Below are 12,909 nucleotides of genomic sequence, written 5' to 3'. Positions count from 1 at the left end.
CCTTAAGCTACCCTCGGGTAGAGGAGGCACAAGATAGGGGAGTATCTTGTACCTTTGGAGTAAAAAAGGAAAATATTTGCCTATTGCTAGGCAATGGCTGATACCTGGAATCGAACCAAGACATTCCGCTCCTGTCACTTAACTAAGCTCAGGTGCTAATTATCAGCATATTGACAATGCTTTCACCAGAGCATTGCCAGAACCAAAAAGGATAAAATAATTTTTCTTTTTTATTTTGGTGATGCAACTTTAGGGATTTGAACCCAATCTCTCATATCTCATGAGCGCTCTACCGTTAAGCTAAAGTTGCCTAGCTAATGGAAAACTACGTTTTTTTAGTTTCCCATTTCACTAGTAACATATCATCTCTTTTGAGTTCTACGTCTTCCCACTTATTAAGCAAGTGACGTGTATCAAATCCATGTTCAACAACGACTGCTGCACCATTTGGTGTAGGATGTACCTGAACCTCACTCTTGTCTAACCCACACCCAACCAAGTCATCTAAGAACTTGTCTAAATCGGCTTTATCCGCATCATAGTCAAACAACCATTTACTTTCAGCTGCGTTTTGTTTTTGAGCCGCAAGCGATGCTAACTTCAATGTCAGGCGTGCAACAGGTGTATCTGGATTATCCAGCAAGTAATGTTGCAATTCTCTAACTACTTTTGAGTTGTCACGTCGATTGACAGAGACATACATCCTACTCATTTCACCAGCTACACCTGCTTGAACAAATCTTTCAAATTCGGCTTGCATTTTAGGAGTGCCAACCTCTCTGGTTGACACAAATGTTTCTTTCCTCTGTTCAAAGCTGTCAACATTTTTGTTATCCTTGTTCCTTGATACAAATAAAACAACTCTCAGGTCTCCACCATTATTTAATTTATCTTGCATAAAAACTCTCCTCGATGTTAGTTATTGTCAAATTGTGGCGATTTCCTATCAAAAATACACATCACTAGATATAGCAAGAAAAGTACTAACAGCAGTGGCAGACAAGCGATAAACGCCATCCCTGTAAAACATAGAACAACTGGTCTACAAATCATATCAATCATTTTCAACTCCCCATTGTCTCAAGCTGATATAATTGAACGCTACCTTTACCTTTGTACTGCTTGGCAAAATTTTCAGCCTCAGGTCTTTCTTCAAAATAATGTTTTTTAGGTTTCGATTTTTTAGCTGTACTGATTTTAGTAATCTGCACAATCCACTCTGCTTGTTTGGGTTTTGTTTCCGTTGGCATTTCGTTCTTTATCAATGTTCTTACTTTCTATTTGAATTTTTGAGTGCTAAAACTAAAATCTTTCACACTACCACCATAGGCACTGCCATCATTTAAGATAACTGAGACCGTCTCGTTAGAAACATTTAATTCCTTTATTTCTCCATTAATTACTTGACCATTTTGTAGTTTGATTTGTACATAATTAAATCTAGTGTTCAGAGCGTTTAGGCTAGAATTAGCACAGCCGCTTAAACAAATGATTGACAAAAACAATAAAACAATGATTTTTTTCTTCATGATTCTCCAATCTGTTCTCTAGTCTTAAATTTCAATCCCTCACGATAACCTGAATTAGCTGCTTTTGTGGAAAATATAAATCCTTCTAAAATTTCTTCCCGAGTAAGTCCGTCAGCACGTCTGGTCATTCCCCACCCCCAATTAATCAATATCGACATCAGCCAATTCAATGTCCTTTTTACAAAAATCACATTCAACTGACACACCAACATTTCCGACCCACAAATCATATTCGTCGCCACTTTTATCTAAAACATCAGAAAAGCTCAAGCTAATCTCTGTACTGCAATAAGGACATTCAAATTCAATATCAGAAGGTTTCATGACTAGTTTATAATCAGCTTTTTTCATTTCTCTCTCCAATCTGGTCTCTGCTCTTAAATTTCAGCCCCTCACGATAACCTGACCTCGCCGCATCATAATCCTTAATGTCATGTGATGTATCTTTGTTTGAGGTTGTTAAACCTAATTGCTCAACCTCGTATTTGACAACAGCAGGCAACTGTAAAGCTAACTCATAACTCTTTTCTGCGACCTGTTGTTCCAAGACCTCTGACAAACCCAATAAATAGCCTTGAATATAATCCTGCCTCATTTGCCACTTGCGCTTTCTCTTACGTTTAATTTCAGGCTGTTGCATATAAGCCCTAGCAAAGTAAGCAACACTACCCTTAGCATACTGAAAAACAACCTCAGCGATCTGAACATCTGATGTCAAGCCAAGAAAACAAAATTCTATAATCTCGCTTTCAAGACAATAATATTTAACCCTGAAATTCCTAGCAATAATCCTTGCTAGACGATATAACCATTTATGCGGCTTACCTGAATGAACAACTGTGGTGATCACTTCATTCAAGCGTTCCTGTTCTTTATAGCTAAACAAATCTTCTTCCGAAATCTCATAAGTCATCATCAATTCTTGTGCAATAGCTAAGGCTGTTCTTGATTCTTCGTCATTTGCATCGTTAGCCAAGTCCAATAAATTTTTGATCTTTCTTAATCGCTTATCTGTCATACTGTCGCCTTTTCTTCTGATGATAAGACAATCCAATCATTATATTCCTTGCTATAAGCCTTTTGATTGCTATAAAGTTCTACACGATTTTCATAAACGACCTCAGCTATAACATCTGAGGATGGCAGTTGATAGATTAATATTTCCATATCACTTCCAGCCGATTTAACAGTAACGCCATTTAAAAATAGCTTATTGTTTTCAACAGTAGAATTTTTTAGATCACACAAAACATCGTCTACATATTTTTGTACCCAATTCATTTTGAAACCTCCTTAAATTTCTCAACATACAAAAAAGAGAACAAATTTCTTTGTTCTCTTGATTCCTTGCTATATATGGGTTTATGCTTATCTGTACAACTCTAGATACTTACAGTCAGACTAGACTAAATTAAATCTTGGAAAAGACCTTTGACAAATAGCGCTTCATCAAAGTTTTCCAAATCCTGAATGCCTTCCCCAAGTCCAACTAATTTCACAGGAATTTGTAAGATTTGTTGAATGGTCAAGATGATACCACCTTTGGCTGAACCGTCTAGTTTTGTCAAGACAATCCCTGTCAATGGTGTGACGTTTGAAAATTCTTTAGCCTGAGAAATCGCATTTTGACCTGTTGTCGCGTCCAACGCTAGCAAGGTTTCATGTGGGGCATTTGGCAACTCACGCTTGATGATTTTACCCATTTTTTCAAGTTCTTTCATCAAGTTGTCTTTATTTTGCAAACGACCAGCTGTATCAATCAATAAAACATCAAATCGTTCAGTCTGCGCACGTTTGACCGCATCAAAAACAACGGATGCTGGGTCAGAATTTTCTTTCCCAACAACGACGTCAACCCCACTACGACGCGCCCATTCGACCAATTGGTCTCTGGCCCCAGCACGGAAAGTGTCCGCTGCTGCGAGTAAGACTTTTTTACCTTCATTTTTGAACCGATTTGCGAGTTTCCCAATCGTTGTTGTTTTGCCAACACCATTGACCCCAACGAACATCATGACAGTTAAACCATCTTGAAGATTGATCGCCGTATTCAGACCCGATTCTCCAAAATTATCAACCATTTTTTCGATGATGACACGTTTCACATCATCCGTTGATTTGGCATTTTGAAGTTTAACCTCACGGCGCAACTCATCTGTCAACTGCGTCGCCACATCAACGCCGACATCACTCATAATCAGCGTGTCTTCTAAATCTTCGAAAAATGCTTCGTCAACTGAACGGAAGTTTGATAGAAATTCATTAAAACGTGCGCCAAATGACTTGCTTGTTTTTTTCAGTGATTTTTCGTATTTTTCTTCGATTTGTTGTGGCGTTTCAGGTTCGAGTTTAGGCTCTGGTGTAATCTCAGGCTCGTGTTCAGGTTCAGGTCTAACTTCTATCTCAGGTTCTGTTACAGTCTCATTTTTCGGTGATTCCTCTGTTTCTGATAAGTCAAGTTTAAAAATATCAGCTGAGGTATTTTCTTCAATTTGTTCTGCAACTTTTTTACCAAAAATTTTATCAAATAAGCCCATTTAATCCTCCAAAATATAGGTTTGAATTGCCCAAGCAACGCCATGTTCATCATTTGTAACCGGTGCGACAACATCTGCTAGTGCTTTGACTTCAGGGGTCGCATTCTTCATGGCGATACCAAGTCCCGCCCATTCTAGCATGGCCAAGTCATTTTCTTCATCGCCCATGGCCATGACATTTTCTCGCTCAATGCCTAAAATGGCTGTTAGTTTTTCAAGACCAAATGATTTGACTACGCCCTTAGGCATGATTTCTAGCAGAATATCCCGAGACTTGAAAATCTCGTATTTTGCTTTTAAAGCGACTGGTATTTTAGGGATTTGTTGATCCAGAAAATCCGCGTTAATGGCACTGACCGCCTTATTGAAAATAATATCACGTGGTATCGTATCAAATGGCTCCTCGACAAAATCAAGAAAAGGGCTGAGTTTTTGATATAGCGACGACGGATTTGTTTCATAGACGACCCCATCTGAAATCACATCCAAAGGCAGGTCAAGCGCAACAAAGCAAGCATGAATTTCAGTTAAATCATCATAAGAAAAAGTTTTCTTTGAGAGAATCTCGCCGTTATTGCGCTGAACCAAGCCACCGTTAAAGGTAATTGAGTATTCTGATGCCACCAGTAAATCTAGTTCAGTCAAAATATGCTCAATCGCTTTTAATGGTCGACCGGTTGTAATCACCACATGAACACCTGCTGCCTGCGCTTGTTTAATGGCGACTTTATTTTCAGCAGAAATCTGCTTGTCATGCGTCAATAAGGTCCCATCTAAATCTAGTGCTAATAATTTTATTTTTGACATTTTAAAGGGCCTCTTTCTTATTTTTATTGCTTATCTGCCGCCACAAAATCTTTCAGCTTCACAGAAACGATTTTCGAGATGCCACCTTCCTGCATGGTCACCCCATACATGGCTTTTGCCGCCTTCATCGTCCCTTTTCTGTGGGTCACAACGATAAACTGGCTCCCTTCATCGAAACGCGTCATATAATCGCCGAATCGTTTGACATTTGCCTCATCTAACGCCGCCTCAACTTCGTCGAGGACGACGAATGGGACTGTTCTAACACGTATGATGGCGAACAGCAAAGCCAGTGCCGTTAAGGATTTTTCGCCCCCACTCATGAGGTTGAGACTGGCGAGTTTTTTGCCGGGTGGCTGAACGGCAATCTCAATCCCAGCATCTAATAAATCTTCTGAGGTTAGAATCAAATCAGCCTGACCACCGCCAAACATCTGCGTAAAGGTCGTTTGAAATGACGTTCTAATCGCCTCAAAAGTTGATTTGAAGCGAATTTTTACCTCATCGTCCATATCAGAAATCGTTGATTCTAGCAAGGCTTTGGCTTTGAACAAGTCTTCTTTTTGTGTATTGAGAAACTCACGGCGTTCGTTGACTTCATCAAATTGTTCAATCGCAGCGAGATTAATCGGACCGAGTTTTCTAATTTGCAATTCTAGTGATTGGAGCTGACGTTCACTTTCTGCCAGACTGACTAGGTCTTCTGCCTGTGCCTGTGCCTCATCAAAACTCATCTGATAGTCATTGACCAGTTTGTTTTGACGACTTCTCAAGCGATTTTCAGACGTTTCTAGTGAGAGTTCCAGTCTGGTTTTCTGGGATAAGTGCTCCTGACGTTGCTTGATATTGACCGCATTGGCATCATCCAAATCTTCGATTTGGGCAGTCAAATCTTCGCGTTCGAAACGCAGACTGACCAGTTTGATATTGGCTGTTTCTAGTTTTTCCGTCACTTGAGTGAGATGAGTCGTCAGACTTTCGAGACGCGTCTCATCATTTAAATCAGACGCATTGGCCGCATTTTGGCTGGTCAAAGCTTGAATTTCAGCTTCTAAATTGGCTTGTTCAGATGTTAAGCGGTTGATTTCACCTGTTTGGTGGCGAATATCAGACGTGATTTCAGAAAGTTTCACTTGCTTGTCTTGCAAGTCTCGACGCAAGTTCTCCGTCAATATTTTAACTTGTGACTGACTACTTTTCACTTCGGAAATGTCGGTGTTAATCTGTGTTTTCTGTTCTTGAATGGCAAGGAGAGAAGAGTCATGCCCTGCATTTTCAAGCGTCAGTTTGTCAATGATAGCTTGTTCGTCAGACGCATTGGACAGCGCCAAACGACTTTCCAAGTCTCGTTTGCTCTCCAAGAGTGCCTGTTCTTTCAAGCTATATTCTTGACTTTCTAAGCGTGCTGTTTCGCCTTTTTGACGTAAGTCTGCTAAAGTCGTGGTCAAGGCTGTTTTTTGATGTTGTAAGTTTTGCAAGTCTTTTTCAAAACTGCGAACAGTCTGGTCCAAAACTGCAACTTTTTGTGTCAAATCATCAATTTCGACATTGGTAAAAGTCGTTGAATTTTTCTTATTCGCACCACCTGAGAAAGACCCACCAGGTCTAATTTCTGTTCCATCTAAGGCAACGATTCGAGCTGTAAAATTCAATGCACGTGCAATTTTTGTTGCATTATCATTCGTGTCAACGATAAGGACACTCCCTAATAAATTTGAAATTGCTGGTGCAATTTTTTCATCATAGGTGACTAAGTTTTGTGCTGTATCAATGAAACCTGGCATATTAACAACCTGATTCGTTTTGCCAAAATGACGGGGTTTGATGGTCGTCAAAGGTAGGAAGGTCGCACGTCCAAGACGCTGTGACCGCAGGAAATTAATGGCAGATTTTGCAGCTTGTTCATCTGAGACGATAATATTTTGCGCACCACCCGCTAAGGCAATATCCATCGCCGTGGCATACTGTTTATCAAAACTCACCAAATCAGCCACTGCACCAATAATGCCCGGCAATTTATCAGAGGCTTGTAAGACGGCTTTGACACCCTGATAAAAATTGGCATGACTAGCCCGGATATTTTCCAAACTCGTTAAACGTGCCTTACCTTTATTCAGCTCATCCATAGCCGCAAACAAACGATTCTGTGTCTGACTAATATCTGCTTCTAACTTTTTGAATTGCGTATCTGCTGTACTGTACTGGCTTAAAAGCTGCTCTAACTCTAGTTTCAAGTCCTCAGAACGTTGGGTTGTGGCTGCTAACTCGACTTTTAAGCTATCATATTTTTCAGATAAAGCTTGATTTTCAGTTGATTTGCTGGCGGCATTAGCTCTGATATTGTCTAACTCTGATGTGTTTTTGGTAATGGCATTCGATAGCTGAGCCTCTTGGTTCACTAAGTCTACAAATTCTGCTCTCAAACGCTCGATGACATCATCTGGATTTTCAGAAAAATTATCTAATTTACCTTGTAGAGTTTGAATCTGCGTTTCCAAATCATCTTTTAAGACTTGTTTTTTTTCAAGTTTATCCGTTAAACTTGTCAGGTTTTCAGAAATCTCAGCTACTTTATTTGTGAGATTTGCGATGCGTGCCTCACGTTCTGCCGCAGACTTTTGAGACATCTGAGCTTGACTGTGAAAAATATCAATTTTAGACTGAAAATCAGATTTTGCTGTCGTTAATTGTAAAATCTCAGTCTGTAATTTTTCTTGTTCTGATTCAACGGCTGAACGTTGTTGCTTTAACTTAAGCACATCATGCTCAAAGACTTCCTGTGCCGCATCAAGCTGAGCTAAAGTCTCCTGCACTTCTTTAAATTGCGCTTGCGCACTTTCATAGCTGACTTTTTCAGCAATGATTTGTGCGACTAAAACAGATATTTCAAGTTTCGCACGTTTATCATCGAATTCACGAAATTTAAGTGCGACATCACGTTGCGCACGCAAGGGCGTTAGCTGACCATCTAACTCATAAATGATGTCATCTAAGCGGTCCATGTTTTCTTGTGTCGCTGATAATTTAGATTCTGTTTCTTTCTTGCGATTTTTGTACTTTAAAACACCCGCGGCTTCTTCAAAAATGGCGCGACGTTCTTCCGGTTTGCTGTTAAAAATCAACTCTATCTTCCCTTGAGAAATGATAGAAAAGCTATCACGACCAAGACCGGTATCCGTGAACAATTCATGAACATCTTTCAGTCGGACTTTTTTGCCGTTAATCAAAAACTCGCTATCACCATTACGGTAAAGACGACGTGTAATGACAACTGTTGCCTCACTTGGTAGATAGCCGTCGGCATTATCAAAAGTGACAATGACTTCTGCATAGTTGAGCGCCCGACGTTTCTGCGTACCTGCAAAAATAATATCTGGCATTTTCGCACCACGCAGACTTTTAGCCGACTGCTCGCCTAGCGCCCAACGCAAACTTTCTGTAACATTTGACTTACCAGAACCATTTGGCCCGACAATCGCCGTCACACCCGTGTCAAAAGTAATTTTTGTTCGATCAGCAAAAGATTTAAAACCGACCATTTCGATTTGCTTCAAATACATCTTAGTTGTCCTTTTGTTGATTTTTCTGCTTTACGAAAGCTGAGCGTGCCGCATCTTGCTCGGCAATTTTCTTAGACTTTCCTTTGCCGTGACCAATGGTGCTGCCTTCAAATACGACATCTACTTCAAAAATAGGCGCATGAACTGGTCCACTTTGCCCAACGATGACATATTCAAGTGGAATTTTATTATTTTGATCAATCTGACCTGCTGTGTAAAAAATCTCTTGCAAGGCTGATTTATAATCCGTGACTTTATCATAAGAGCCACTTTCAATCTCAGGAATCATCACATCATAAATAAATTTTTTAACTGCAGCTAAATCTTTATCCATTAACAAGGCACCCAGAAAAGCTTCAAATAAATTTTCGAGATTGGCATCATTTTCACGGCCACCACTTTTTTCTTCGCCATTGCCTAGTTTCAGATACTGTTCAAACCCCAATTTACGCGAAAAGTCCGCAAGAGATTCTCTGCGAACGATTGAAATTTTCTTTTCGGTTAAAACACCTTCACGCTCATGGGGATAGGCTTTATAGAGGTATTCGACAATGATAAACCCGAGTGCCGCATCTCCCAAAAACTCCAAGCGCTCATTATGAAAAACGCTCGAATCTTTATGCTCAAAATAATATGATTTATGTGTAAAAGCCTCTTCTAGCAACTCAGGCTTATTAAAATTAATCTGATAGTCTCTTAATTTTTCTTGTAAAGTTTCCATTGTTTCTATTATATCAAAAAGTCCCGACTTTCGCACTTTCCCGCCAATGGTGATGATGATTTTTTATCTTGATACCTCGTTAAAATAAAAATCATACGCTTCAAGCAACCACGGATGCAGAACCAGTAAATTACTGTGATACAAGTAATCGATAAAAAATTTTGTCGCATCATCAAGCGAGTGATTAAAAACACGCATTAAGTCTGTTAGATAAGGCGGTGTACCTTTATCGTCCCACTTGACCTTGTCAGCCAGACAAACGACTTTTTCTAGGTCTGTCGGATTGGCATGGAGGGTTGTATGGTAAACAATCGCACTCAAAATTTCTGGTGCTGTCACACCAAAAATGTCTTTGGCAAAGTAAGCTGAAAATTTACCATGTAAGAGCATAGGTACAGCACGTTCCTCAGGTAGGACATCAATGCCAAGCGTCTCAGCAAGCGCAATCCTTTTCTCATTTGGCACTAGCCCGCCAATATCATGCAATAAACCAGCCATAAAAGCCGCTTTTTCATCTAAGTTGAAACGTTTGGCTAAACTTTTCGCCTCATTGGCGACATTGAGCAGGTGCGACCAAAGGTAGTTATGCGTCGTTTGATTGACTTCACAAACTTTTTTGACGTCCTCAAACACATGGCCAGTCAGTGGCACATCAAAGTAATCAGCTTTTATCTCATCATATAAGGTCATTTCCCCAACCTCATTACCACTTGGTGGCGCAATAAGTCACCATTTTCATAAATCGGCTCGGTATAGTTTTCAACAAAATAATCCTTAACCACATCAACAATTTTAAAGCCGACGGCTTCATATAAACCAATCGCATCAACCGTCAAATCTCCCGTTTTGACCCAAATCACAGCTTGCGTGTCACGCGCCTGAATGTCCGAAAGCGCAAACGTCATCAAGGCTCTACCAATCCCTTGTCGGAAATGGTCTGGGTCTACGGACACGTTCATAATTTCATAGTTGTGTTCCTCTGGCAATGCCATCAGAACCAACACACCTAAAATCGCCTGATTACCATTTTCAGCGACAAACACCCGAGACTTTGCCATATAAGTCTCGACAATCGCACGTTCTGGGTCAGCATTTAATAACAGCGCCCAAGGCAGCGCCTCGCCCTGTTCCAATTCTCTCATCATCTTTTATACCAAAAATAAGGAGTCGCCTCCTTATTTCCTCTTATCATCTACTCTCTATTTCCTGATCAATTTCCTTACCTAGAAAGTAAGAAATGACCGTCCGAATCACCACTAAAGCCGCCAGTTTGCCAATATCTTCAAAAGTCGGTTTGATGATACTTTCAACAATGTCCGCCGCAATCAAAATTTCTAGCGAAAATAGCACATAAGCGCCCAGCTCGTTTTTGATTGTGCGCAAGACACTGGCTTTATCAGCATGACTCACTTCATTTTTGACAAACTTGACCGTCGCTTTAAGCACACCACAAATCAAGACCAAAACGGCGACCGTACTCATGACCAGAATCAGCAACTCACAAATTTCAGTGATTATCTTCATACAACCTAACCTACAATACTACCATTTGCGACTCCTGGCGCCACTGTCAACAGGGTCAATTTGTCATCAGATTCTGCTGATAAAATCATCCCTTGTGAGAGTAAGCCCATCATTTTACGTGGTTTCAGATTGGCGACGATTTGCAATTTCAAGCCGACCAATTCTTGCGGATTGGGATAGAATTTGGCAATGCCAGACAAGATTTGACGGTGACCATCATCGCCTGCATCTAGTTCAAATTTCAAGAGTTTGTCAGAGCCTTCAACTTTTTCAACGGCAATGACTTCCGCCACCTTGATTTCAATTTTTTCAAAGTCATCAAATTTAATGGCTTTTTTCTCAGACACTAAAGTTGTTGTTTCTGGGTCAAATGCGGCTGTTTCAGCGACTGGCGATATCGCTTGCATTTGCGCCTTAATATACGCGACTTCTTCTTCCGCATCCAAACGTGGGAAAATTGGCTCACCCTTGCTGACTACTGGCGATGTAAAGTCATGACCAAATGCCAAGTCGGTTAATTTCGGCTCAGTCAAGTCAAGACCGAGTTGTCCGAAAATCGCTTGAGATGTCGCACGCATGAAAGGTTGCAACAAGACAGCAACAATGCGCAAACTTTCCGCTAAATGGTACATGACACTATTTAACTCCGCTGATTTGCTGGCATCTTTAGCCAAAATCCACGGTGTTGTTTCATCAATATATTTGTTAGAACGTGAAATAATCGTCCAGATTTCATTGAGCGCAACATTGAACTCCATTTTATTCATTGCCGTATGATAATTCGTAATCGCTGTTTCAATGACAGATTGCAGTGTGTTGTCAAAGGCTGTCTGTGCTTGTGGTGTCTGGATTTGACCCGCTTGATATTTGTTAATCATGGCAACCGTCCGATTCAGGAGATTACCCAGATCATTTGCCAAATCATAATTGACACGGTTGACAAAATCTTCCGGTGTGAAAATACCGTCACTACCAAACGGCACAGCACGCATGAGATAATAACGCAAGGCATCGAGACCATAACGCTCTACCAACATTTCTGGATAAACGACATTGCCCTTAGATTTAGACATTTTGCCGTCTCTCATGAGCAACCAGCCATGTCCGAAAACTTGTTGAGGCAATGGCAAACCAAGCGCCATCAGCATGATTGGCCAGTAAATGGTGTGGAAACGCACGATTTCTTTACCGACCATGTGAACATTAGCAGGCCAGAATTTATCGAAATTCGTCGTGTCGTCAGAACCATAACCAAGTGCTGTGATATAGTTGGTCAAGGCATCAAGCCAGACATAAACGACGTGTTTCGGGTTTGATTTAATCGGAATCCCCCAAGTAAAGGAGGTCCGCGACACTGCCAAATCTTCCAGACCCGGCTTAATGAAGTTGTTAATCATCTCATTTTTGCGAGATTCAGGCTGGATAAACTCTGGATGTTCGTTGTAGTAAGCAAGCAAACGCTCTGCATATTTACCCATGCGGAAGAAATAAGATTCTTCCTTGACCCACTCGACTTCGTGACCACTCGGTGCTTTCCCACCTGTGACATTGCCCGCCTCATCATGGAAAACCTCAGCAAGCTGCGATTCTGTAAAAAATTCCTCATCTGAAACAGAGTACCAGCCCGCATACTCCCCTAGATAGATGTCATCTTGCGCGAGTAACTGTTCAAACATATCTTGAACCGCTTTTTCATGATAATCATCCGTCGTGCGAATAAAATGGTCGTAAGAAATATCCAGTGTTTCCCACAATTTCTTAATATCAGCAGCCATGCCGTCCACATATGCCTGCGGTGAGATGCCCAAATCTTTTGCTTTTTCTTCAATTTTTTGACCGTGTTCATCTGTGCCAGTCAAGTAGAAAACGTCAAAATCCATTAAACGTTTGTAACGTGCCAATACGTCACAAGCAATCGTTGTGTAGGAATTTCCGATATGGAGCTTGCCAGATGGATAATAAATCGGTGTGGTAATGTAAAAAGTTTCTTTTTGGTTAGTCATTGTAGCCCTTTCAATCGTGCAAATGATGCGACGTTTTTGAAAAATTCGTCCTTATAATTATACCATATTTTTAGTGGTTAAACAGGGTTAGGCAAAAACAGTCACGGTCGTTTCATAAATTAGTCTTGAAAAATTAACCAAAAGTGCTACACTGCCATTAGGAGAACAATATGACACTACAAGAAAAATTTATGATTATAGAAGATTCACGAGATGAAAGATACGTTA

15 protein-coding genes and 1 tRNA gene are annotated in these 12,909 nt (G+C 40.5%); all 16 read right to left on the bottom strand.

Annotated elements, in window-relative coordinates; all coding sequences use genetic code 11:
- Positions 1 to 242 precede the first annotated feature (242 nt).
- A tRNA-Ser gene (locus ACYQ21_RS12800) sits at positions 243 to 310 on the bottom strand.
- Between the two features lie 15 nt (positions 311 to 325).
- Positions 326 to 898: a hypothetical protein gene (locus ACYQ21_RS12795; protein ID WP_460058829.1), complete on the bottom strand. Its 573-nt coding sequence runs from the start codon at positions 896 to 898 to the stop codon at positions 326 to 328.
- A gap of 166 nt (positions 899 to 1,064) precedes the next feature.
- Complete coding sequence (locus tag ACYQ21_RS12790) at positions 1,065 to 1,250, bottom strand: hypothetical protein (RefSeq protein WP_460058827.1); 186 nt, start codon at positions 1,248 to 1,250, stop codon at positions 1,065 to 1,067.
- Between the two features lie 27 nt (positions 1,251 to 1,277).
- On the bottom strand, positions 1,278 to 1,529 hold the full coding sequence (locus ACYQ21_RS12785; RefSeq protein ID WP_460058826.1) for a hypothetical protein: 252 nt from the start codon (positions 1,527 to 1,529) through the stop codon (positions 1,278 to 1,280).
- Positions 1,526 to 1,657, bottom strand: a complete 132-nt coding sequence (locus tag ACYQ21_RS12780) for a hypothetical protein (protein ID WP_460058824.1) — start codon at positions 1,655 to 1,657, stop codon at positions 1,526 to 1,528. The genes ACYQ21_RS12785 and ACYQ21_RS12780 overlap by 4 nt, the downstream gene beginning before the upstream one ends.
- A gap of 13 nt (positions 1,658 to 1,670) precedes the next feature.
- The gene (locus tag ACYQ21_RS12775; protein WP_460058822.1) at positions 1,671 to 1,880 is read right to left on the bottom strand and encodes a hypothetical protein; all 210 of its coding nucleotides are present in this window, start codon (positions 1,878 to 1,880) and stop codon (positions 1,671 to 1,673) included.
- Complete coding sequence (locus tag ACYQ21_RS12770; protein ID WP_460058820.1) at positions 1,867 to 2,547, bottom strand: DUF7168 domain-containing protein; 681 nt, start codon at positions 2,545 to 2,547, stop codon at positions 1,867 to 1,869. The genes ACYQ21_RS12775 and ACYQ21_RS12770 overlap by 14 nt, the downstream gene beginning before the upstream one ends.
- Positions 2,544 to 2,810, bottom strand: a complete 267-nt coding sequence (locus ACYQ21_RS12765) for a hypothetical protein (protein WP_460058818.1) — start codon at positions 2,808 to 2,810, stop codon at positions 2,544 to 2,546. Before ACYQ21_RS12765 ends, ACYQ21_RS12770 begins: the two co-directional genes overlap by 4 nt.
- Before the next feature lie 125 nt (positions 2,811 to 2,935).
- The gene (gene ftsY, locus ACYQ21_RS12760; RefSeq protein ID WP_460058816.1) at positions 2,936 to 4,066 is read right to left on the bottom strand and encodes a signal recognition particle-docking protein FtsY; all 1,131 of its coding nucleotides are present in this window, start codon (positions 4,064 to 4,066) and stop codon (positions 2,936 to 2,938) included.
- Positions 4,067 to 4,873: a Cof-type HAD-IIB family hydrolase gene (locus tag ACYQ21_RS12755; RefSeq protein WP_460058815.1), complete on the bottom strand. Its 807-nt coding sequence runs from the start codon at positions 4,871 to 4,873 to the stop codon at positions 4,067 to 4,069.
- A 23-nt stretch (positions 4,874 to 4,896) separates the two neighbouring features.
- Positions 4,897 to 8,433, bottom strand: coding sequence for a chromosome segregation protein SMC (smc, locus tag ACYQ21_RS12750; RefSeq protein ID WP_460058813.1), 3,537 nt, complete (start codon positions 8,431 to 8,433; stop codon positions 4,897 to 4,899).
- A gap of 1 nt (position 8,434) precedes the next feature.
- A complete protein-coding gene (rnc, locus tag ACYQ21_RS12745; protein ID WP_460058812.1) occupies positions 8,435 to 9,154 on the bottom strand; it encodes a ribonuclease III in 720 nt (239 codons plus the stop codon).
- A gap of 63 nt (positions 9,155 to 9,217) precedes the next feature.
- The gene (gene yqeK / locus ACYQ21_RS12740) at positions 9,218 to 9,844 is read right to left on the bottom strand and encodes a bis(5'-nucleosyl)-tetraphosphatase (symmetrical) YqeK (protein WP_460058811.1); all 627 of its coding nucleotides are present in this window, start codon (positions 9,842 to 9,844) and stop codon (positions 9,218 to 9,220) included.
- Entirely contained in the window at positions 9,841 to 10,299 is a 459-nt protein-coding gene (locus ACYQ21_RS12735; protein WP_460058810.1) for a GNAT family N-acetyltransferase, read from the bottom strand. The genes yqeK and ACYQ21_RS12735 overlap by 4 nt, the downstream gene beginning before the upstream one ends.
- A gap of 43 nt (positions 10,300 to 10,342) precedes the next feature.
- A complete protein-coding gene (locus tag ACYQ21_RS12730; protein WP_460058808.1) occupies positions 10,343 to 10,678 on the bottom strand; it encodes a DUF1622 domain-containing protein in 336 nt (111 codons plus the stop codon).
- Positions 10,679 to 10,683: 5 nt separating this feature from the next.
- Positions 10,684 to 12,681 (bottom strand): methionine--tRNA ligase, encoded by a 1,998-nt coding sequence (gene metG, locus ACYQ21_RS12725; RefSeq protein WP_460058807.1) that lies wholly within the window; start codon positions 12,679 to 12,681, stop codon positions 10,684 to 10,686.
- Positions 12,682 to 12,909: the final 228 nt, after the last annotated feature.

This window comes from Pseudolactococcus yaeyamensis (assembly GCF_054658615.1).
This window is presented reverse-complemented; position numbering and strand designations above follow the sequence as displayed.